The organism is Vibrio sp. C8, from assembly GCF_054051265.1.
Window position 1 is genome coordinate 53,605 of record NZ_JBPAOE010000008.1, and the last position, 23,025, is coordinate 76,629.

Sequence of the window (23,025 nt, forward strand, 5' to 3'; positions counted from 1 at the left end):
ATGGGATAATTTACAGTAAGAGCATTGACGGAGTTGTTCAAAATCACTAGAGTTTTGTTACTTTATTGGCAGATTTCGTCAAACATTTTTGGAATAGTAGATAATGAGTGCAAGGAAGTTAGATAGAATAGATAAGCAGATTCTGCAGGAACTCGTTAAGGACGGCAGAAAGTCTACCGTTGAAATTGCTGACAAAGTTGGACTTTCATCTACCCCTTGTGGAAGACGTATTCGTCAGTTAGAAGAGGATGGTTTCATTACGAGTTACTCTGCAAATCTAAACCCTAAAGCCCTAGGGCTTAACATCTGTGTTCTTATTAGCGTTAAACTGAACAGACATGCACCTGACGGCCATGAGCAATTCATTCGTGAAATCGAAAGCCACCCAGAAGTCTCTGAGTATATTTTGGTTGCTGGAAACTATGACTATTTACTAAGAGTATGGGTAGAAGATACGGCCGCATTGACTAGTTTTGTAGCAAATGTTCTTCAAGGCATACCCTCTGTTTCAGAAACGTCTACTATGCTGGTTTTAAAACAAAGTGGTGGTCTGATGAATCTACCTTGGTAACTCTAAAATAGGTACATTAGTTAGAACGACCACAGTCTAATAATGCATATTATTAGACACCAAAGTGAAGTGGTTTTGAAAATATTTGGGGAATTTATGCGCATTGGATCTGTGCAGTCTGCCATTAATAAAAGTTGGGCTATTTTTAGTAGGGATTATTAGTCTCCTGTTGCGCAAGCTTAGAAAGGGGCAAATCTGAGCTAGCGAGATCAGCTAGAACGGTGTTGGACAGAAACAATTTAGCGCATTTGCACTAAATTGTTTAAGTTGGATTAGGTAAAGTATCCTTTATACCTTGTGTGGTGACAAAAGTAAGGCTCTATTTACGTCGCTCTAAGATTATCGTGAACTGTAAATCGCATACTTCTAGATAATTTAGGCTCAGCAGAAAGCCTGACATCCATCGAATATGTATATTTGATTGAACCTAAAAGATGATCTTTGTTCTCTAGATTGTATTCGACGCCGACTACACCATTCTCATTAGTTTTTTGAACAGCGATAGTATCTAGGACACCACGACTAAGTAAGAAACAGTCTTTTACGTCCGTGTAATGTGCACGATAAATATCACAACCTTCCAGAGTGCATATATAATTTCTTTCTTTTTCACTTCTATAACTGATATCAAAATCCATCAGCAACTCTTTTTGGTACTTAGCTCTATTTAGCAGGTTTAATACAGAAGAACTGCTAACAAAAAGAATAGGATTTTCAATGCTGGGTATATATTCAACAATTAATTCAATCGCCTTCATATCAGAATAACACTGCAAATGATAGAGATAATTAAAATCAAATATTGAACGGAAGATATCTAATTTTATCCTATCGGGTAGGAATCTAGCATAATATTCCTTATTAGATTTTTCATTACTAGATCTAATTTCAGTTGTAAAGTTATACTTATCTACGCTCTTGAATGTGTAATTTCGCTGAAAGTCAGACTCAAGATAATCGCATAATTCAATTTTAAATAATGATAGAGGGTAGAAGTCTTTTTTATCTTTATCCAAAAAGTATCTAGATGCTTCTTGAGCAAATTCTTCTACCACTGCCAAATCTATTTTAGAATGCCTCAAACTTTCTTTTTGAAACTCTTTAATTTCTGAAATCGCTTGGTTCATAGACCTTATAAAGGTTTCAATTAGATTCTTGGTGTCCTCACTACTATCTAGTATTGACATATGAGGTATCACTTTACTATCTTCCTCAGCGTTCAATGTATTCGCGTAGTTTTCTGCAATCGAAATCCAACTATTCAATTCATACAATATAGATTCACGATTTGTATAGCTAAATAGCTCTGAAAATATTGTAGATCTAAGCTCAGGTGTTAGTGTCCATTCTTTACGTGAAATATAGATGGCGATTTGTACAAAAAATTCGCTTTGACTTTGGGCATTTGATCTTACACGAGATGTGTATACCCTTCCTGAAACCCTTTTTTCATCATCTGAATCATTGAATAATCTACGGCATTCTCCAAGCCAATTGCCATAAGCATTATCGCTATATTTACCCCAATCCAATTGGCGAATATATGCCCCAATGATATCAGAGGCATTACCTATAGGTTCAGGAACATTCGAAGGCTCTTGAGACTTAACACCACGTCCCTTCATTAAGGAGTTAACCAATTTTTTGATTTTTGAGGAATTTTCCTCATTTGAAGCCCTGATTAGTTCACAAATGGCGATTAGCCTCAAGTCCTTATTTAAATTGCTAAAGCAAACTATATTTGCATCGGATTGATTGAATTCCGACCCATTAAGAGCAATATGCCACTGTGGGCTATCTAGAGGTTTCTTCAAATAATAGTGATTTAGAGCAGAAGAGTGCCATGATTGTGATCTATATGAAAAATCATCAATATCGAACGATTGTCGCCATCTACACAAAATGTCAACGCTCCATTCTAACTCTTCAATGTTTCCTGCACTCAAAGATACAGAAATCATATTGATTGTCTCTTTGAGGTGACATGAAGAGGCGAATAAGTTCTCGTCGTAATCAGAAATTACCACCTTGGATGGATGGATTTGATGTTGCCACCCTTCCCAGTATCCAACAAAATCTAAGAGCATTCGATTATAGGTGGCTTCTGCTCTCATATTATCGATTTGTCTATTGTGCTTTCTCCAGTCAATGAGTAAAAACCAACAAAAACCAGCACCTTGGAGCAGAGAGTTTATTTCTTGTCTAACCAGAGAGTCTCTACGAACATAAATTTTTTTGTAGAGATAAAGCATATCGTGAAAGAATGATGAACTATTATTAAGCTTCTCGACTGCCAGCCTAGCCAGTTGATAGTATTCACTCGAAAACTCATCTAAATAATTTCGACCTAAAAATGAATTGGAGGGTAGAACCATCCAATTATCAAGTTCATTGTTATCATTAGTGAATGATAGTACTGATGCGATTTCAGAGTGGGCATTAGCAAGGACATCCAAGTTTTCAGAAAACTCCTTCGAGTTCTCAGACTTTATAGAGTCATGTGCAGCACCGACAAAAGTATCAACGATTGTAGACAATTTTAGGTTTTTATTTGTTCGTCTATTAGAAAACATAAATGAGTGCTTAAGTACAAACCTCACAAATGGATTTATTTCAAACCCTTGATACCTAGCAAGCCGAAAACCCCCATTTATTTTTACAGGGGATAAATTTAAACTAAGTTCAGATTTATCCTTATTATTTTTGAGAAGTAGTGATTGGATATGTAACGCCAAGTTGATCAACGTATAGTTAACATCAACAATATACTTTCCTTCGAGGTTACCTCGAACAATTTCTTTGCAACCTTTATTTGAATAAAAAGAAATCGATGACTTAATTTTGATGTAACCATACTTTTCCTTGATAACACCAAGAGTAGAAGGTTGCTCTAATAGAAATGATGATAATCTTCCTTTAACGTCATGAATACATGATTCTTGAATCGTGTATCGCAACATGATCTTCTCTCTAGATGAATCATCTAAAATTTTGAATGTTTGAACAAAGAACCAAGCTGTTAGTGAAATATTAAGTAAAACCCACATAGCTGATGAGATGGAGAATGCAGCGTATGAGATCGTGCTAATGTGTGGAGCTATTAAGTATCCAATGACAAGGTATGCAGACAGAAACAAACCACTCAGCCCAGCGAACATAAACCCAGAATATATTTGGTAGACCGGCAATATTGCGTTCTTATCTGCCTTGTTTTGAAATAGAACACTAACCAAACCTACAACTAAAGGGTAGACAACAGCCAATACTGTCAGTTGACCTGATAGAAACGTTGTTTGCCACTCAGTGTAATCTTCCCAGTTAATTGAATCTAAAGGAGTTACCAATATCATCAAGGGAATGGATAAACTAATGAGGATTCCAAATAGTGAAAATGCTATCAGTGTTATAAACGAATACTTCAGATATTCAGTTGACCATCGAACTATATTCCATTCTAACCCCCCCCATCGATTTCTGAGAAAGTTATCATTTTTATAAAAGGTATCCTTGATGTCTTTATTGATTCTCTTTGACAGTGTATTGCATGGAAGCCAAATAAATCGTTTCATTTTTAACCGATAGAATAATGATATTTAAGGTATATATGACACATTATCCACATAATTTCTATCAGGCTCTGTTACTTAGTTCGGTGGAGCTAAGTAACAGAGCCAACGATCTGATTACACTAACCACACGACGTAGCCTCTTGCCTAAGCCTCTCTTTCAAAACAACCGACTGGAAGTAACGTAACACTGCCAAGCGTTCATTAACGGTGATTCTTTGAGCTATTGGACTAATGAGGAAGCAATAAGTGACTGGATCCAAATCAAGCGAAGTAATTGCGTGCCGATAAGTCGATTCAACAACCTAGCTATCACAACTACACTACTAGCTTATTAATCCTGCATCACTTATATGAGGCATAGTATTAATGAAGCTGAATTAAACTTATGGGGCAGGTCTTGCTTTCCCTATACTTATTAGTTGATGCTTTTCCATAGCAAATTTAGATGAACAGAATGTGTATAACTTTCGCCCCTAACAAAGAATGGGGCAGATTTGAGCTAGCTACAGAGGCTAGCCCGCTTGGGAGGCTTCCTATCTAAGATGTACTGATGAGTAAATGGAGTGATTATGCTCTTTTAGCTGCATCCAGCTCATTTTCTGCATGTCGCATATCGTCTATGGCCTCTTTTAAATCTTCAGAGCTTATCGCACCAGCTCGATGAAGCCTTGCCATTTCCTTGTGATGCTGACAAGCGCGATCATACTTTTCTCTTGCTTCCTTTATTTCAGGACTTCTATTTATGTTGAACATAGACAACTACCTTATGTGATTGAATGATCATGTTAAACACTACAGTACAAAGATGAGTAAAAGTAGGTCAAATCACCTCACTGTGATATGTGAGATTGAGCGTCACCAACACGAAATGGGGCAAAGATAAGTTAGCGACGATTACTGCTCTGCTGCAACAAATTTAATGAAGTTATCTCTCGCGACATTATCCAATACCTCATTCCACTCAGCACTTTGTCCACGCAGTGGAATGAAGCGGACGCTGTCATTGGCGGGGAAACATCGGTCCGTGATACCCACTCAACTCTTTACCCAAATATCAAGCTCACCTAAAGTTTCTAAAGGCCAAGATAACCGTTGTTATTTCTAACTGTTGAACATTTCAGCGGCCTTCTGACCAACTTCTAGGTAAGGTCGTAAATTTTGATGAGTAACTTCAGGACAACAGTCTTGTGTTTGCTAAATAATAATCTAAGCCGGCTTCAGTAAGTTGAATACAGTCATGTTCAAAATCAACGAATGCTCGTTCAACGCAGTACAGTAGCAATACTCTTGTCTCAATTGAAAACTTATATGATTGTGCCCTTCTAATCTCACTAAACCTCATATTGCCTTTCGGCTTATACATAAGTTCGTGAAGCAGGAGTATGACATCTGATTTCATCTTGCTTCTCTTTAACACAAATTAGATACCGCTTATTTACAAAAGCCCATATTAAACGGCAAACGACGTGTTAATAAAAAAGGTCGCTCCTTCGAACGACCTTGGCAACACGCCAACAGAAGGTATATACAGTGGTACCTATTTAAAAACTCATTGCTTAACTTTGTCTCAGCGAGATTGGACTAAACCCGCACCTTCTTTTGCCTTACAAATGTAGATAAATTCTTTTAGCCCAGTTTCTTGTTCATATCTGGATTCAACTATTTTTTTGACTGTTTCCACTAATTCAATATGTACTAGGGCCACAACACAACCACCAAATCCACCACCGGTCATACGAACTCCACCTCTATCGCCTATCACTTCTCTGACCATTTCAACTAATTTATCAATTTCATTGACCGTAATTTCGAAATCATCTCGCATGGAAGCATGCGACTCTGCCATCAATTCGCTCAGTCGCTTAATATTATTAGAGCTGAGAGCTTTCGCTGCCTCACAAGTACGCATGTTTTCTGTAATGACATGACGAGCACGTTTTGCTACTACATCGCCGAGTTCACTTTTACGTTTCTCAAACTCTTCCATAGTCACATCGCGTAATGCCTGGACTCCAAAAATACGTGCAGCTTCTTCACATTGCTGTCGGCGCGTATTGTATTCGCTATCGACTAACCCACGCTTTTTATTAGAGTTAATGATAACGACAGCTAAATCCTCTGGGATTGGCACTGCTTTAGTTTCTAGAGTACGGCAATCCAATAACATTGCGTGATACTCACGTCCTTCAGCAGAAATCATTTGATCCATAACACCACAGTTACACCCAACAAATTCATTTTCTGCTTGCTGTCCAATCAATGCTATATCAGCTTGCCCAAGATCTAAATTAAACAATTCCTTAAAAGTCTGGCCTATTACAACTTCAAGTGCCGCTGAAGAACTCAATCCTGCTCCTTGCGGGACGTTACCGCTTACAGATATATCTACACCTTTAATCGGGCAACCTCTCTGCAATAAGCATTTCACTACGCCTCGAATATAGTTAGCCCACATTTTGTCTTCTTGGAATGCAATCTCTTTTGTAAGGTCAAATTCATCTATAGCATTGCCGTAGTCGACACAAACAATTCGCACTAGTTGATCGTCACGCATAGAAGCAGCAACAATCGCTTGATAGTCGATAGCACATGGTAATACAAAGCCATCATTGTAATCTGTGTGTTCTCCAATTAAATTAACTCGTCCAGGGGACTGAATAATATGAGTTGCCTGATATCCCAATACTTGTTCAAAAGATGCTTTCACATTTTGGATTAGTTCAAACATAGTTAAATCTCAGATAAATAGTACTAATTAGATTTCCGAAAACCATACTCCAACATAAGGAGTTAAAGGATGGATTCCAGATGATGATTACTGCTCTTTATAGTGAATGTCACTCAGCGATCGTAAACGTATAGCCGCTTGCTCAGCCGTTAAATCGCGCTGACTTTCAGCTAACATTTCATAGCCCACCATAAACTTACGGATAGTTGCACTACGCAATAACGGAGGGTAGAACAATGCATGCAGTTGCCAATGATCAAGGTCTGTGTCAATTTCAAAGAAAGGGGCATAGTGCCAACCCATTGAGTATGGGAAAGAACATTGGAACAAATTATCGTATCGGCTAGTCAGTTTTTTTATGGCGACAGCAAGATCATCACGCTGCTCAGGATTTAGTTCGCTTAAACGACGAATGTGTGTTTTGGGTAGTAGCATTGTTTCAAATGGCCATGCAGCCCAGTAAGGAACAACAGCTACCCAGTGAGCAGTTTCCACGACGATACGGGTATCTTCTTTTAGCTCGGCTTGTACATAATCCACCAGCAGGTTACTACCGTGTTTCTGGTAGTAAGATTTGAGATTTTTCTCTTTGCGTTCGATCTCGTTTGGCAAGAAACTATTCGCCCAGATTTGGCCATGAGGATGAGGCTGAGAACAGCCCATGGTTTCACCCTTATTCTCAAATGCCTGGACCCAAATATAATCTTTCCCTAACTCCTCAATTTGCTCGTTCCACGTATCAATAACTCCACGGATTTTTTCTACAGGCAGTTCCGGCAAGGTTTTACTATGATCGGGGGAAAAACAGATTACTCGGCTCAAACCACGTACACCTTGGACTTGAAATAATGGGTCTTCTGATACTTGTGCATCCGGCGAATCAACCATTAAAGCCGCAAAATCATTTTTGAATACATACGTGCCTTGGTAATCTGGGTTTACATCACCAGAGATACGCTCATTTGTCGGGCAAAGGAAACACTTCTCATCGTAGGCTGGTAACTCATCAATCGCAGTTTTCTCATCCGCGCCACTCCAGGGACGTTTTGCTCGATGTGGTGAAACCAAAACCCATTGACCTGTTAATGGATTGTATCGGCGGTGAGGATGCTCAACTGGGTTAAATTCAACGTTTGACATTTTACTTACTCAACTATTTACTCATGCTAATCCGAAATACTGCAACGGATGAAATTAATAACCTTGTGGGTTGTTAGACTGCCACTTCCATGTATCTAGAGTCATTTCAGCGACACTGCGTGTAGCTTTCCAACCTAACTCTCGTTCTGCCTTACCAGTACTGGCCCAACATTCTGCAATATCACCAGGTCTACGAGGACAGATTTCATAGGGAACGGTTTTACCACAAGCCATGCCAAATGCTGCCGCCATTTCAAGTACGCTAGAACCTTTACCTGTGCCGAGGTTATAAACGTGTAATCCTGATTTTTTACCAACGGTTTTTAACGCAGCAATGTGACCATCGGCTAAATCCATAACGTGGATATAATCACGAACTCCAGTTCCATCATGAGTTGGATAGTCGTTGCCAAAAACAGACAGTTTTTCGCGACGGCCGACTGCGACTTGAGCGATAAATGGCATTAGGTTATTTGGAATACCTTGTGGGTCTTCACCCATAGTGCCAGATGGATGGGCACCAACTGGATTGAAATAGCGTAGCAAAGTGATACTCCAATCTTTTTCAGCGTGGAATAAATCACTGAGACATTCTTCCACCATGAATTTACTCCGACCATAAGGGTTAGTGGTTGCGCCTGTTGGAGATTCTTCAGTAATCGGTACTACGGCAGGATCACCGTAAACAGTGGCAGATGAACTAAAAATAAGACTTTTCACTCCAGCTCTGCGCATACTGCGAGCTAATACCAGTGAGCCATTAACGTTGTTATCGTAATATTCCAATGGTTTAACAACCGACTCCCCAACAGCTTTTAAACCCGCAAAGTGAATGACAGCTTGAATATCATGCTCAGCAAAAACTGAATCTAGGAAGGCTTCATCTCGAATGTCTCCTTGATAAAACTTAGGTTGGTTACCAGCTATCGCTTCAATTCTCTGTAAAACTTCGACCTTTGAATTGAACAAGTTATCAACAATAATTGGTTCAAGACCTGCTTCCATCATCTGTACACAAGTATGACTACCGATGTAACCCATACCACCTGTAATAAGTACTGCCACTGCTGGACCTCCTAAACTGGTTTCAAATTATTAAACTGCATAGTTAAACTTTGAAAATTGATACGTCTTTTGTTAGCGCCGAGGAAACTTGGCTAATGTCGCCATGGACACGAGCAATCGAACTGGCGCTATCAGTAATTTCATCACTCAGATTGTTAGTTAACTGTATTTCAGCATTCAACTTGTCCATCTTCGTACATTGGTTGTCAGCGGCTATAGAAATACTTGAATTAATCATGTTGATTTGACCTACAGCCTTTTCAACCAATTGAATTTGATTAATAACGTCTAACGTACTGTTTCGATTCAACTCACTATTTTTCAATACTTGAGACATCTGGCTTACTATTTGATCTGACGAACTGGAAAACTGGTCTAGAAATTCATCAATTTCTGTGGTGCTACTTCTTGTTCTAGAAGCGAGTACCCTTACTTCTTCAGCAACAACTGCAAACCCTTTTCCGGCCTCGCCAGCCCGAGCCGCTTCTATGGAAGCATTTAACGCCAGTAAATCGGTCTGATCGGCAATTTTTTGAATAGTATTTAGGATATTACTTATGCCCTTAGTGACAGTATCCATACCCCCTATTAACGAAGAGATCTTCTCTGTATCATCACTTAGAGTAATTACGATATTTTCCACGAAACTTCCTTTTTTTGCAGTTTCGCGAACCTGATGACTGACTTGCTCAGCAAGTTCCATTGACTCTTTTATTTGCTGCTGGACATCTAAGGAGGATTGACGAATATCGTCAATAGCTTCCGACAGGCTTTTGCTTTGAGCATTATAGCTAGCGACCGTCGATACATTTCGACCTATATGTGTATCAAGCTCTTCTCTTGCATTATTCAAAGAGCGATTAGAACTAGAAATGTTTAGAAATAAAGACTGTAGATTATCGATAAAGGTATTTACTGATTTGGTAATATCTCCAATCTCATCTTTTCGATTGAGTTCTATCCTCTGTGTCAAATCTGCATCACTACCCGCCAAACTTTCAACTAATATTTTCAATTTTGACAATGGGTTCAGTTGAATATTAAGTGTAAATAAACTAACGACTAACATCATAAATGCGCAAAGCGACATGTATTTAGTAATATCTTGGTTTATTCTTCCTGTAATACTATCAATATAGCTGTAATCAATATACGAACGTAAATACCATTTAGAATCAGCAACAGTAATTATATCGGTTTTCTTTAGATCTAAGTTTACTTTCCCTGTTGAATAAATAGTATTGCTCTGCCCATCAAGCAGCTCAAAATAAACTCCAGGAATACTATATCGTTTAATTAAGCCATCGATTAAGCTAAGGTCGATGGTAAAAAAGTCTACTACTCCATTTTTCTTCTTGGAAACAATGACTTTTGCTTGACCAGTTTCAGAATAAATCTGAGTAATTTTTATTCCTTCTTCATGATCACGAGCTAAATCTATAAAATACTGAGATTGCTCTTTGTTCAAACTACCTTTATCACTTAATGCAGTCTTGTTGATTAATTTAACAACTTGCTCATAGCCAAGCTTTTGTTGAGTATCGCGAATACCAATTATACCAAAGTCAAGACTTTCTATAACTGAGATGTCTCTCTCGAGTGATTGCTTAATTTCACTGCTAATCAAATTTACATTACTAACCATGCGACTGTCGTAAGATTTGTTAATATAGTCACCAATTACAAACTTAACACTGAAAAAAGCCGCAACAATAGTTATTAGCAAAGACATAACAAACAGAGCTATAATCTTATTTTTCAACGACAATGGTTTCATAAAAAATCCAAAACAAAAGATTATTAAAGTGGGAATAGAGTTATATCCTGAACATTAACAAGAAATATAAATATCCAGTTAGATAAAAAGAAACAAAGAAAAACTAGTCAGTTGGTCAGGCAATTATTGCCTGACCTGTAGCAAAATTTAACTCATTACTTTTGAATTACCACCAAGCTTCAACTTGTACACCATAACTAATGGTGTCAGCGCTCTTACCATTGTCGAAGGTGTTATCATTTTCATTATCTTTGAAGTAACTAGCAAAGAATCGGATCTCTGGGCGAGCCATAATTGAATCACCTGCTGAGATTGCATGTGCTATCGTAAATTTAGTTCCACTAGATTTGTCAGAAGAACCTGAGTCCCATGTTTTCTCTTGATCAAAATAACCGACTTCGAAAATAGTTTTATTATAAGCTGACCAGTTATAAGTAGGACGAGCAACAAAAGAGAATAAGTCTTCTTTATCTAACCAATCACCATGGTCTTTCGCTTGACCGTATGTCAACACATGATTGATTATGAAATTGTCGGTGATGTTTAAATCACCAGTACTAATGAAACGATAACCTTTTGCTTCACTTACATCACCACTCCAAATGTCGTACCAACCACCACCTTGGGAGATAGCATTTTGCGCTAAGCCTTTATCCATATATTGAAGAACAAACTTGTTCCAACCCATTGAAAAGCTTTGGCTGATTTCGGCCGTTAACATCAATCCATTTTTTAGATCCTCTGTTAATGCCTCTTGCTCATCTGTTGGATTAACAAGTGCGTAATCGATACCAAATTCTGTCCATGAGCCTTCCCAAGGCGCATATCCGGAATAACGCATATCTAAGAAATAAGTGTTTAAATCACCGTAACTTGTTTCATTACCGCTAGAATCCCAAGTTGAAAGCGCATTATCTGCACGAATAATTGCAGTGGATAACGCCCCAGTGTCCAGTTTAATGTTTTCTACACCTACACCATAACCAGAAACATTCCAATACTTGGTGTCAATAATATGAATATCATGACGTTGATAGAAACGCTTACCAGCCCAAATAACTGCTTCGGGAGACGCTGGAATATAGCCTTTTGCTTGAATGTTTAACTGTTTAATCGCGAAGTTGGCACTGTCTTTTTTGCTCGACTCCGTTTCAAGATTACCGTCAGAAGACATTTCGAACATACTCTCAAAGTACATTGAACGACCATCTTTATTAAATAACTCTTGACCTAATCCTATTTCTGAATATGTATCATATTCATTCCCTAAGCGACCTAAAGTTGTTTTATTAAATTCATCCCCAGCTTTGGTACCACCGCCATCAGCGCTAGCTCCCAAACCAGCACGCACATAACCGTGGAAATCTACCGCTAATACTTGAGTAGCAGATAAAGAAGCTATAATAGCGACTGCCAATGATGCTTTTTTCATGTTTATTCCCTTTTGTATTACTTGATGTTATTGGCCGAGTAAATATTGCCAATATTTTATTTAAGACAATACTTACCCGTTAGACGAAATTCGTCTTATTTTTATATATTGGTTTTCATTCCAGCCTAATTAGGCTGGAATTAACTATTTATTGTTTTTGATAACGATGACTTGATATGGAGCAACGACTATATTGTTTTTAACCTCATCACCCGTGCAAGCATTGACCCAATCCCCCAAAGGACATTCAAGTTCCCGACTTTTATTCAAAAAGTTCATAATAAATAAATAACAAGATTGCTCGTCTTCGCGAGTTGTCAACGACAAGCCTTCAGGTATATTTTCGACTGGTTTACTAACACCATATTTTTCGGAAATAGAGCTGTAGAACAACTCATTAAATTCAACGTCTGTACGTGCTGCTATATAATAGGCAACCCCATTACCAAACTCGTTTTTAGTAATAACTGGACAGCCATCAAATAAATTCTCTCGGTAATAAGCAATAGCCTCCGCTGATTCTAAATGGATGTGCTCCATTAAATGCTTAATATTAAACTCCCCACTAAAACCTAGCTCAGAATCAGTTTCTATTTCAAACTTCACACTTTCGTGGTCATAAAGGGAATCAATTTCTTCAGCCCAAATACCGAACGTCCGGCGTAACGGGCTATTTGCACCACCAGGGAAACCGCCCAGAAAACATAAGTCGTTTTGATCAACGATTCCACTCCAGTAAGTAGCAATCAGCGTTCCGCCTTGCTTAACATATTCTTCGAAACGTTCCGCTACACCTGGTTTTATAAGGTATAACATTGGCGCAACGATAACCTTGTAAGGCGTAAAGTCACATAATTGCTCAATAATGTCGCAGTTAATTCCCTGTCTCCAGAAACCTCGGTAATGGTCGCACACCGTTTGTTCATACTGCATACCTTCATTACGAGGGCCAGAAGCATCATCCATAGCCCAGCGATTTTCCCAGTCAAAAATGATCGCCACTTCTGCCTTAGTCGTCGTTCCAGCCACATCGTTTATTTGTTTAAGGTACTCACCTACAGCAGTCACTTCTCGCCCAGTACGGGTGTCCGCGTGTCCAACATGGTCGATAACAGCACCATGAAACTTCTCGACAGAACCACGGCTTTTTCGCCACTGGAAATACTGTACAGAATCAGAACCGTGAGCTACTGCTTGCAACGAAGAAAGCAAATGAACACCATCTTTTTTGAGTTTGGTGATAGGCTGCCAGTTTGTTTGACTTGGGGTCGATTCCATCAACAAAAATGGCTGATTTTTCAACGTACGCATCAAATCATGATACATTCCTGTATAACAAGCTAACGCGACCTCATCATTGTCTCGGTGCCATAGCGGATAGCTATCCCAAGATACAACATCAATGGACTTGGCCAACTCCCAGTAGTTGTAATCGTAAAAGTATTCCATGAAGTTTGCTGTCGTTGGCAATTCAGGGTTAATACGTTTAAGAGGAGCAATCTCATGCTCACAAAAGTTCGATACACGATCTGTACAGAAACGTTTCCAATCCAACTTGAGTGCATGAACAGAGTTTTCACCAATCGGAGATGGTGACTCAATTTGTTCCCAACTGGTGTATGTATGACTCCAGAAAGCACTCCACCATAGCTTATTAAGGTTATGTAATGAGCCATATTTGTTTTTTAGCCATATGCGAAACTCTTCTTGGCAGTAATTACAATGACAATCACCACCATATTCATTTGAGACATGCCAACCTATCACAGCAGGATGTTGGCTGTATCGTTCAGCCAACCTAGTGTTCATAATAGCTACTTTGTTACGATAATTTGGCGAACTATAACAATGGTTATGTCGCTCTCCATGAAGTTGTTTTACACGAGAGCTATTAACTCGAAGAACATCAGGATAACGTTGAGATAACCACGCAGGGCGAGCACCACTTGGTGTAGCCAAGAACACTGAGATGTCATTTGCTAGCAAGTTATCCAATACATTATCAAGCCACTCAAATTGGAATTCACCTTCCACAGGTTCAAGTGCAGACCAACTAAATATTCCCACAGACATAACGTTACATTGCGTCTGTTTCATCAGCTCAATGTCTTTTTCTAAAATATCCGGTCTGTCTAACCATTGTTCAGGGTTATAATCAGCCCCATGAAGCAAGCCTTTTATTTTAGGGATGACGTGTTTTTTATTATTCATTGTTGCCCCTTAAATACTTTTAATGACGGTAAGGCATTGCCTTCATAATCGAATAGAGCTTGGTTTTCCCATGAGTTGCCCACATCCCACTTGTCACCGCTATATTCCATCCCCGCCTGCGTTGACCAAGTCGCTCCATCAATCGGTAACCACGCTGGCTCCCAGTAATAAATCCCTAACCCTTGATTATCAGGAAGTTCGTTCAATAGAGTCATAATGTCAGCCAAATATTTAGCCTGACCATCGACTGAGACACTGTATCCCTCAATCGGTCCTGCCTCGGAGTAGCTATTCCCCAACGCATCACCATTTTCAGTGGTAAATGGGAAAGATGTCTCGACTAGAACAATAGGTTTGTTGTAGCGACTGATCACATCGTTCATATTGGCTTTTACTTTATCGATTGGACCATGCCACCATGGGTAGTAAGACATACCAATCACATCGAAATCGACACCACGTTTAGTGATTTCGTCAAACCACCAACGAAATAGACCGTTGTCGCCCGCTTCCGCAAGATGCAGCATAATTTGAATATCTTTACCGCTGTCGTTGTCATGAACGGCTTTGATGCCGGTTTTTAGAAGAAGTGATAGACGGTCGAATTCCTTGCCATCTTGTCCCCAACTTTTACCGTCAGGCCAAAGCATACCGCCATTCAGTTCATTGCCAACCTGTACCATGTCTGGTACGACACCTGCAGCTTGGTGTGCTTTCATAACTTCTGCTGTATAGTCGTAGACTTTCTGTGTCAGGCTCTCAAACGTGAGTTGCTCCCACTCTTTTGGCTTTTGTTGCTTTTTAGGATCTGCCCAAAAATCGCTGTAATGGATATCAAGTAGGAATGACATACCGTTTTCTTGTGCGCGTTTACCAAGTTCAATGGAACGCTCTAACGTATTATTGCCGCCTCCAAATACATCACCAGTAGATGACATAGGGTCTACCCACAAACGTGCACGGATAGAATTAACACCATTATTTTTTAATATCTTAATCAGATCTTCTTCACTACCATCTTCATAATATTTCCCACCTAACTTTTCTATTTCAGGCAACATGGAAATATCCATACCACGAATAAAATCAGCTCTCAGTTGTGGAGCAGTTATAACAATATTATCTGTATTAGTATTAATATCAGAGCCATTATTATTTGAAGAGTTTACAGATTGACAGCCAGCCAAAGCCACTGCCGCACTAATAAGTGCAACCTTAAATTTTGTATTCATATCTTTCTCTCTAGTATTAGCCTTTAGTACTACCCGCTGTTAAGCCAGATACAAAGTATTTTTGTAGTGATAAGTAAAGAAGCGCTACAGGTATTGAAATAAGCACAGCACCTGCTGCATATGTCGTATAACTTGCACCCATTTTTTCCACAACTAAATTATATAATCCAATCGGCAATGTATAATTTTCAGGTGTTCTTAATATAGTGGTTGCGAGAATAAAATCGCCTAATGGCCCCGTGAAAGAGAATAATGCCACTACCGCAATAATTGGTTTTGAAATAGGCAGTATAATTTCCAAAAAAATGCGAATGTTACTCGCGCCATCCATTTTTGCTGATTCATCAAGATCCTTCGGTATTGCATCCAAATAACCTTTCATCAAATACGTATTCATCGGGATCATCCCCCCAACATAAACCAGTACTAATGCAAGATGGCTATTAATCAATCCCAACATCTGCGCTAGAACAAATATTGCAATTAAGGCTGAGAATTGAGGGATCATCTGCAACAGAAGGAATAACATTAAGCCATTTTTCCTACCTCTAAAACGAAAGCGTGAAAACGCATATGAGGTACATGACACACTGATCAGCGTCAGTACCATGGTCATAAAGCTGATTTTCAAACTATTCCAAAACCAAGTCAGGTAAGCGACTTTCTCATTGGCAAACAAAGTTGAATAGTGACTTAGAGTAGGATTGTCGGGAAAAATGGACTCACCCATGATGCTATTGCCTGGATAGAATGATGCACCAACTGTCCACACTAACGGGTATATGATGATCACGGATACCAACAGGATAAGGCTGTAACTCAATGTCAATCGGATGCGATTACTACGTTTAATACTCATAATTATTATCTCGCCTCTTCTTTGAATGACTTAGTCATGCGGAATTGCCAAAGAGCAATGCCTACAACGAAAATCGATAATAGCAACGTAATTGCAGATGCAATTCCGTATTGTGATGAAGACATTGTCAGCTTATAAATCCAAGACACTAGGATATCGGTACCACCTGCATTACTACCAATAACCGCTGGTCCTCCATTATTAAACAAGTAAATAATATTGAAGTTGTTGAAGTTGAATGTGTATTGAGTGATCAAAATCGGAGCAATCGAGTACAGCACCAACGGCAGCGTAATAGTTTTTAGCTGTTGGAACTTACTCGCACCATCCATCGTCGCTGCTTCATAAAGATCATTTGGAATTGCTTGTAGAACTCCTGTTGTCATTGCGAATACAAATGGGAAACCCAACCAAGTTTGAATCATGATTAGCGCAACTTTTGTCCAGAATGGGTCTGTCAGCCAAGCTTTAGGTTCAATACCAAAGAAATCGAGAATCACGTTATTGATAACACCAAAGCTGTCGTTAAACATCCCAGTAAAAATAAGAATGGTAACAAAACCAGGTACCGCCCAAGGAAGAATAAAGATAGTGCGGATCAATGGCTTAAATTTAAGGTCTTTCTGGTTAACCAAAATCGCTAATAAAACGCCGACCGTACATTGCAATGTTGAAGCAACTAATGTCCAAACAACTGTCCACTGCAAAACATCAATAAAGGTGTTTCGCCATAAATTAATTTGGAAAATATTGAAAAAATTCTTTAAACCAACCCAATCAACCAATTTAGCAGGCGGTGAGTTGTAGAGGTTGTAATTAGTAAAGCCAATAGCAAAACCAAATATGATCGGAAATACAACAACAAAGACTAGAAGTATAAACCCCGGACTTATCATGAGATAAGGAAAGCCCGCATTGATAACATTTCGATATTGAACGCGTAAAGAATTAAGCTCTCGCCCTTCGTCAGTTAACTTACCGTTTTGATATGCGTCACTTATACTTAGTGCATAGACCACCAGGCCAAATACCACCACTAATGAAGCAATAATACCTTCTGCAAGCAGGAAAACTGAGTTATCTTCAGGTAGATTTTCACCAAGTGTTACAAGTCCCCACATCCCATGTGAAATGAAATCACGAGTTACTGCATAAAAACTTGTTAGCAAGATAAAAAACATTATGCCTTTTATAAACTGTCGGTTATATAACTGACCAAAGCCAGGAATTAACGCAAGTAAAGATGCAGTAACCCGATGGGATCGATAAAACCCCGAATCACGCTCAAAATGTTTACTCATGTCAGACATCAATTACAACTCCATCTAGGAAAACTTCCAGCGTCAGTTAGCCCAAGTCCAAACTGTTATAAAGGGCTAACCGAATACTTACGCTAGGAAAAATCTTTTTAACTATTGACCCATCATTGCGTGGTTGGCTTCAATTTGCATTTGGATACTCTCTACCGCCGAGTTGAGCGCACTTTTCGCATCTTGTTTACTCGTCGCAATTAGCTGCAATGCACTATTAGCAGGCCCCCATACTTCGTTCATTTCAGGGATAGATGGCATGGATGTAGCGTGAATCGACTGTAAAGCAACCGCACTAGCACCAGGATCATTTTTGATAACTGGATCGCTCACCAACTTAGTCACTGCTGGTACTTCACCCGTTAGCTCAAATCTGCGTTTAGCGTTCTCATAGTTATTAACGAAAGTAATAAATTCTTGGGCTAACGATTTATTTTTAGAGAAGGTAGATATGCTATAGCTCTTGACGCCCATGAATGAACCCATCTGTTCACCAGATGGCAATTTTGGAAGTGGAGCTACACCGTAATTAATTCCTGCTTCTTTGTATGGCTGTAACGCCCAAGGGCCAGTTTGAACAATCGCTGCTTTTCCAGATGTGAATAAAGAATCTATGGCATTAAGACCATTATTACCGATGATGCCTGTAGGAAATACTTTAGACTCATAAAACTTTTGAATATATTTCGCACCTTCTACCGCCCCTGGGGTATTTAGTAATATTTTATCTGGGTCGTAGGAACCATCGTCTTTTTTACCGAAAACGTCTCCACCCATTCCATTTAAAATGCCATAGGTATAATAAAGCTCATCCCACTTAGCAAGTAGTCCGTATTTATTGTCCTCACGAAGTTTCTTAGATAGCTCGAATATTTCATCCATAGTTTCAGGTAACTCAGAAATAAGGTCTTTGTTATAAACCATGAATACCGTTTCAACTGACTTAGGTAGGCCGTATAGCACTCCATTATAAGTTAATGCATCAATCGAAGACTGACTGAATGTATCCGTCACCGACTTATCAACTTTAACTGGAGCGAGTAGACCTTGAATGACTGCACCACCTATTTGATCATGAGGAATCAAGATAACGTCAGGGCCTGTTCCTGCAGGTCCATCCATACGCAAGGACTCAACTTGACCACCATATGGCATTTCAAGTACTTCTACTTTTACATCATGCTGTTTTTCAAACGCTTCTACTGCCTCTTCGTTACCAAAAGACTTTTGAATGTCCTCCCAAACTAACAAAGATTGTTGAGCCAATGCCATTGGTGAACAAAATAAAGCAGCAATCGCAAGAGCTGATAAATTTTTACTAAATTTAATATCGTCCATAAAATTTCACGCCTTTTGTTTCTGGTTAGAATAAAATTTATGGTGCAAATATGCTCCTTTATGTTATTTTTTCCATGCAGGTTATTCATTGATGTGATTTAAATCACCATAGTCGATAATTATTGTGATTTGGCAAACAAGCAAAAATAAAATTTACTAAATAAAAGACGAATTAGATCACGCACTTTATTTACTTTTCATTTAAGAGGAATTTGAAATGTCTTCGATTCAATTATCCAATGTCGTTAAACGATTTGATCAAACTCAAACTATTCACAACGTAAACTTATCAATTGAAGAAGGTGAGTTTGTGGTCTTTGTTGGTCCATCTGGCTGCGGTAAATCAACACTACTGCGTATGATTGCTGGTCTGGAGGGCATCAGTGATGGCTCAATTTCGATTTCTGGGAATGTAGTAAACGACACACCTCCATCAGAACGTGGAGTTGCTATGGTTTTTCAATCCTACGCCCTCTACCCACATATGACCGTAGCTGAAAATATGGGTTACTCACTCAAAGTGAACAAAATACCTAAAGAAGAGAGAGACAAAAAAGTGCAGTTGGTCAGCAAAGCATTGCAACTAGAGCACTTGCTTGATCGTAAGCCAGCTCAACTATCTGGTGGTCAGCGCCAACGTGTCGCTATTGGTCGAGCAATTGTTCGCGACCCGAAAGTATTTTTGTTTGATGAACCGCTCTCCAACCTTGATGCTGAGTTACGTGTAGATATGCGTCTGCATATTGCCAAGCTCCATCAAGAGCTGAAATCCACAATGATTTATGTCACACATGACCAAGTTGAAGCGATGACACTAGCAGACAAAATTGTGGTTTTGCGTGATGGAAAAGTCGAACAAGTAGGTTCTCCAATGGATTTATACAACAATCCAATTAACAAATTTGTAGCTGGATTTATTGGTTCGCCGAAAATGAACTTTCTACCTTGTCGCGTAGAAGCTTGGGACGAGGCTAGCTTAACCATAGGTCTTGATGTGGGCGGGTCAGTCACGCTACCGATAGCAATCGCACCGATTGAAGTAGGCAAAAAACTGACACTAGGCATCCGTCCAGAGCACCTATCAACAAGTTTAGATACGATTGAACTTGCGTTCGAATGTGAAGTTGTTGAACGATTGGGAGGCATGACCTACGTATTCGGCCAATGCGGTGGCGTTGACGATTTCAAATATCTCCATCATGGAGACACTCAAGTAAAACCAGGCGAGTCAATTTCGTTATTTACATCACCATCTCACGTGCACATTTTTGAACCTGATGGAAGTGTTGTTAAATTTGATTTGGTAGAATTGGCGCACTAACCAATTAAGATTTAATCGCCAATATTTACCCAAAAAACTTCGAAATAATTGGGTAAATAAGCACACGATGATCAGAAAGCGTGCGGAGCGCTTTCTGGTTGAATAAAAACTATTTGGTGAAAATAAGGTAATATTTTGGCTACACTCAATGACATTGCCAAAAAGGCGAATATATCAACATCAACGATTTCGCGTTTTCTCAACGAAGACCCTACTTTGTCTGTCAGTGAGAAAAAAAAGCGGGCAATTTTGGAGGCCGTAGAGTCACTTGGCTATCAATCTCCTAAACGTAGTAAAAAACAGTTTGTTCATCATGAAGTAACTAAAGCAAGTGAGTCAGTTGTCGTACGTGAAGTTGTTATTTTGAACTTTTTAACACCCACACAGGAAATTGACGACCCGTATTTTACATCTATCCGTGCAGGTATTCAAAATCGCTGCTTAGAAAAAGGTGTAGTCCAAAGGACTCTCCATTTAGATCAAATCGATACTAATCTAAAGCTTATAGAAAATGCACCCGCTGTTATAGCGGTCGGACATTTCTCCAAACATGTTGTAGATACTTTGTATCAAGCTAACAAAAATATCATATTTGTTGATTCCAATCCCTTGGGTAGTAAAACGGATGCAGTATTGATTGACCGGTTGGAATTATCTAATGAAGTCATGCAGAATATGTTGAAAATCCGTTGTAAACGACCCGCTTTTATTGGCAACAACGAGGAGCGATTACATACTTTTCGTAAAGTAACCAAAGAAAACGGCTTGTACCACGATTCGTTATGTAAAGTTAGTAAAGAATATTGCATTGAATCTGGATATCAAGCGATGAAAGAAATGCTACAACTCGATGAACTTCCTGACGTAGTTTACGCTGCGACAGATATGGTAGCGGTTGGTGTTTATCGCGCTATTTATGAGTATGGGTTAACGATTCCAGGGGACATACAAGTCATCGGAACAAATGATATTTCCTCAGCCCGACATATGAGTCCAAGCCTGACGACAATGCGACTATTTCCGTTTGAAATGGGAGAAGTAGCAATTGATATGTTTATTGAAAAAATAGAAGGTAGAAAATACAATAAAACGGTTTTATTTGGTCATGAGTTCATATGGCGGGACAGTTTTAAAATTAAATAAATTCGATAAAATTTATCATTTCATGCTGCATCATTAATGACAAATCGATTCAGTACTTTCGCATACTGATCGCACTCACAACTATGAAAGTAAATTTACTTAGGTAATTTATCCGTAGTCACAACCCCGTAAATTATTTTATAAATAACCAATAACACTTATATAAACCACCTCAATAATAAAATTCGTTGCTATATTATTTACGTTAAAAATTAAATAACGATAACGTAAATATATAAAACGGTGAAACAATGAACAATACCCTAAAAACACTAGCTATCTTCGGCTCATTAGTAACATCGAGCTATTCTCTCGCATTTATTAAAGGGGCAGATATTAGCTGGATAACTCAGATGGAAGACAGTGGCTACGAGTTCTATAACGATTGGGGCTACCGACAAGATGTCCTTTCAATATTACGAGACCATGGAATGAATGCAGTGCGTCTTCGTGTGTGGGTTAATCCCAGTGATGGTTATTACAGCTCACTGGATGATGTAATTGTCAAAGCGCAGTGGGCCAAAGACGCGAATATGGACGTGATGATTGACTTCCATTATAGCGACACTTGGGCTGATCCCGGCAATCAATGGAAACCCTCACAATGGCAACAACTGAGCTTCGAAGATCTCATGGGACAAGTATGGTCTTACACACGAGACTCACTCAACACCTTAAAAGCAGCAGGTATCACACCAAAATGGATTCAAGTCGGTAATGAAACCAATAACGGAATGTTGTGGAATGATGGAATGGCTTCAAACAACATGCGTAACTACGCATGGTTGTTTAATAGCGGACGTAATGCAGCCAAAGAAGTCTTCCCAGATGCTAAGGTTATTGTCCACTTGGCAAACTGTCACGATAATGCCAATTTCCGATGGATTTTTGATGGCTTACAGTCCAATAGTGCTTGGTGGGATGTTATTGGTGCCTCATCCTACCCCAAGAATGCTACAGGCCTCACTTGGCAAGAAGCAAACAATCAATGCCTCTCTAACCTGAATGATATGGTCGAGCGCTACGGAACTGAAGTAATGATCACTGAAATTGGCGTGCCTTGGGATGATCCTCAAGCAAAGACTATCATTGCTGATATGATCCAAAAAGTGCGTAGTATTAAACAAGGCAAAGGCATTGGGATATTCTATTGGGAGCCACAAGCATACAGTTGGCAAGGTTATACCTTGGGTGCATGGGACCCAAATACGCGCCAACCCACTCAAGCACTTGATGCTTTTATTGAATAACTCAAAAAGCGTATTTTCCAATCCCCCTCTATCGTTAGAGGGGGTATAATTATGGAGAATTTAATTGGATTACGTTGAT

Annotated in this window: 17 protein-coding genes; 4 read left to right on the forward strand and 13 right to left on the reverse strand. The window is 39.1% G+C overall.

The annotated features are described in order from the left end of the window. Positions 1-103 precede the first annotated feature (103 nt). A complete protein-coding gene (locus ACRQQK_RS04825; RefSeq protein ID WP_102967200.1) occupies positions 104-571 on the forward strand; it encodes an Lrp/AsnC family transcriptional regulator in 468 nt (155 codons plus the stop codon). A gap of 323 nt (positions 572-894) precedes the next feature. On the opposite strand, the gene ACRQQK_RS04830 is transcribed toward ACRQQK_RS04825, so the two are convergent. The 13 genes from ACRQQK_RS04830 to ACRQQK_RS04890 form a co-directional block, all read right to left on the reverse strand. Further along, positions 895-4,140 carry a hypothetical protein gene (locus ACRQQK_RS04830; RefSeq protein ID WP_457510272.1) on the reverse strand — a complete coding sequence of 1,082 codons (3,246 nt, stop codon included), beginning with the start codon at positions 4,138-4,140 and terminating at the stop codon, positions 895-897. A gap of 567 nt (positions 4,141-4,707) precedes the next feature. Then, positions 4,708-4,893 carry a hypothetical protein gene (locus ACRQQK_RS04835; RefSeq protein WP_102967198.1) on the reverse strand — a complete coding sequence of 62 codons (186 nt, stop codon included), beginning with the start codon at positions 4,891-4,893 and terminating at the stop codon, positions 4,708-4,710. A 141-nt stretch (positions 4,894-5,034) separates the two neighbouring features. After that, positions 5,035-5,175, reverse strand: coding sequence for a hypothetical protein (locus ACRQQK_RS04840; protein ID WP_180980371.1), 141 nt, complete (start codon positions 5,173-5,175; stop codon positions 5,035-5,037). 532 nt (positions 5,176-5,707) lie between these two features. Continuing rightward, positions 5,708-6,868 (reverse strand): galactokinase, encoded by a 1,161-nt coding sequence (gene galK / locus ACRQQK_RS04845; protein WP_457510274.1) that lies wholly within the window; start codon positions 6,866-6,868, stop codon positions 5,708-5,710. An 87-nt stretch (positions 6,869-6,955) separates the two neighbouring features. Beyond that, complete coding sequence (locus ACRQQK_RS04850; protein WP_102967195.1) at positions 6,956-8,008, reverse strand: UDP-glucose--hexose-1-phosphate uridylyltransferase; 1,053 nt, start codon at positions 8,006-8,008, stop codon at positions 6,956-6,958. Between the two features lie 54 nt (positions 8,009-8,062). Beyond that, positions 8,063-9,073, reverse strand: a complete 1,011-nt coding sequence (gene galE / locus ACRQQK_RS04855) for a UDP-glucose 4-epimerase GalE (protein WP_102967194.1) — start codon at positions 9,071-9,073, stop codon at positions 8,063-8,065. A gap of 43 nt (positions 9,074-9,116) precedes the next feature. Then, the gene (locus ACRQQK_RS04860; RefSeq protein ID WP_102954274.1) at positions 9,117-10,850 is read right to left on the reverse strand and encodes a methyl-accepting chemotaxis protein; all 1,734 of its coding nucleotides are present in this window, start codon (positions 10,848-10,850) and stop codon (positions 9,117-9,119) included. A gap of 166 nt (positions 10,851-11,016) precedes the next feature. Next, positions 11,017-12,282 (reverse strand): maltoporin, encoded by a 1,266-nt coding sequence (locus ACRQQK_RS04865; RefSeq protein ID WP_102954273.1) that lies wholly within the window; start codon positions 12,280-12,282, stop codon positions 11,017-11,019. A 144-nt stretch (positions 12,283-12,426) separates the two neighbouring features. Then, a complete protein-coding gene (locus tag ACRQQK_RS04870; RefSeq protein WP_102967193.1) occupies positions 12,427-14,493 on the reverse strand; it encodes a beta-galactosidase in 2,067 nt (688 codons plus the stop codon). Continuing rightward, positions 14,490-15,725, reverse strand: a complete 1,236-nt coding sequence (locus tag ACRQQK_RS04875) for a glycoside hydrolase family 53 protein (protein WP_102967192.1) — start codon at positions 15,723-15,725, stop codon at positions 14,490-14,492. Before ACRQQK_RS04875 ends, ACRQQK_RS04870 begins: the two co-directional genes overlap by 4 nt. A gap of 16 nt (positions 15,726-15,741) precedes the next feature. Further along, positions 15,742-16,455 carry a sugar ABC transporter permease gene (locus ACRQQK_RS04880; protein ID WP_269348397.1) on the reverse strand — a complete coding sequence of 238 codons (714 nt, stop codon included), beginning with the start codon at positions 16,453-16,455 and terminating at the stop codon, positions 15,742-15,744. Between the two features lie 134 nt (positions 16,456-16,589). Beyond that, positions 16,590-17,894 carry a sugar ABC transporter permease gene (locus tag ACRQQK_RS04885; RefSeq protein ID WP_102967191.1) on the reverse strand — a complete coding sequence of 435 codons (1,305 nt, stop codon included), beginning with the start codon at positions 17,892-17,894 and terminating at the stop codon, positions 16,590-16,592. A gap of 102 nt (positions 17,895-17,996) precedes the next feature. Then, positions 17,997-19,232: an extracellular solute-binding protein gene (locus tag ACRQQK_RS04890; protein WP_219725646.1), complete on the reverse strand. Its 1,236-nt coding sequence runs from the start codon at positions 19,230-19,232 to the stop codon at positions 17,997-17,999. 217 nt (positions 19,233-19,449) lie between these two features. Between ACRQQK_RS04890 and ACRQQK_RS04895 the strand changes: the two genes are divergently transcribed. The 3 genes from ACRQQK_RS04895 (at position 19,450) to ACRQQK_RS04905 (ending at position 22,946) form a co-directional block, all read left to right on the forward strand. Beyond that, positions 19,450-20,553, forward strand: a complete 1,104-nt coding sequence (locus ACRQQK_RS04895) for an ABC transporter ATP-binding protein (RefSeq protein WP_102967190.1) — start codon at positions 19,450-19,452, stop codon at positions 20,551-20,553. A gap of 135 nt (positions 20,554-20,688) precedes the next feature. Next, a complete protein-coding gene (locus tag ACRQQK_RS04900) occupies positions 20,689-21,696 on the forward strand; it encodes a LacI family DNA-binding transcriptional regulator (protein ID WP_102967189.1) in 1,008 nt (335 codons plus the stop codon). Positions 21,697-21,947: 251 nt separating this feature from the next. Beyond that, positions 21,948-22,946 carry a glycoside hydrolase family 53 protein gene (locus tag ACRQQK_RS04905; protein ID WP_102967188.1) on the forward strand — a complete coding sequence of 333 codons (999 nt, stop codon included), beginning with the start codon at positions 21,948-21,950 and terminating at the stop codon, positions 22,944-22,946. The last annotated feature ends 79 nt before the right edge of the window (positions 22,947-23,025 follow it).

Coding starts and splice junctions, on each gene's coding strand:
- ACRQQK_RS04875 (WP_102967192.1), bottom strand. CDS start 15,725: ATGAATACAAAATTTAAGGTTGCACTTATTAGTGCGGCAGTGGCTTTG.
- galK (WP_457510274.1), bottom strand. CDS start 6,868: ATGTTTGAACTAATCCAAAATGTGAAAGCATCTTTTGAACAAGTATTG.
- ACRQQK_RS04860 (WP_102954274.1), bottom strand. CDS start 10,850: ATGAAACCATTGTCGTTGAAAAATAAGATTATAGCTCTGTTTGTTATG.
- ACRQQK_RS04830 (WP_457510272.1), bottom strand. CDS start 4,140: ATGAAACGATTTATTTGGCTTCCATGCAATACACTGTCAAAGAGAATC.
- ACRQQK_RS04825 (WP_102967200.1), top strand. CDS start 104: ATGAGTGCAAGGAAGTTAGATAGAATAGATAAGCAGATTCTGCAGGAA.
- ACRQQK_RS04865 (WP_102954273.1), bottom strand. CDS start 12,282: ATGAAAAAAGCATCATTGGCAGTCGCTATTATAGCTTCTTTATCTGCT.
- ACRQQK_RS04890 (WP_219725646.1), bottom strand. CDS start 19,232: ATGGACGATATTAAATTTAGTAAAAATTTATCAGCTCTTGCGATTGCT.
- ACRQQK_RS04895 (WP_102967190.1), top strand. CDS start 19,450: ATGTCTTCGATTCAATTATCCAATGTCGTTAAACGATTTGATCAAACT.
- ACRQQK_RS04880 (WP_269348397.1), bottom strand. CDS start 16,455: ATGGGTGAGTCCATTTTTCCCGACAATCCTACTCTAAGTCACTATTCA.
- ACRQQK_RS04885 (WP_102967191.1), bottom strand. CDS start 17,894: ATGTCTGACATGAGTAAACATTTTGAGCGTGATTCGGGGTTTTATCGA.
- ACRQQK_RS04850 (WP_102967195.1), bottom strand. CDS start 8,008: ATGTCAAACGTTGAATTTAACCCAGTTGAGCATCCTCACCGCCGATAC.
- ACRQQK_RS04835 (WP_102967198.1), bottom strand. CDS start 4,893: ATGTTCAACATAAATAGAAGTCCTGAAATAAAGGAAGCAAGAGAAAAG.
- ACRQQK_RS04870 (WP_102967193.1), bottom strand. CDS start 14,493: ATGAATAATAAAAAACACGTCATCCCTAAAATAAAAGGCTTGCTTCAT.
- ACRQQK_RS04905 (WP_102967188.1), top strand. CDS start 21,948: ATGAACAATACCCTAAAAACACTAGCTATCTTCGGCTCATTAGTAACA.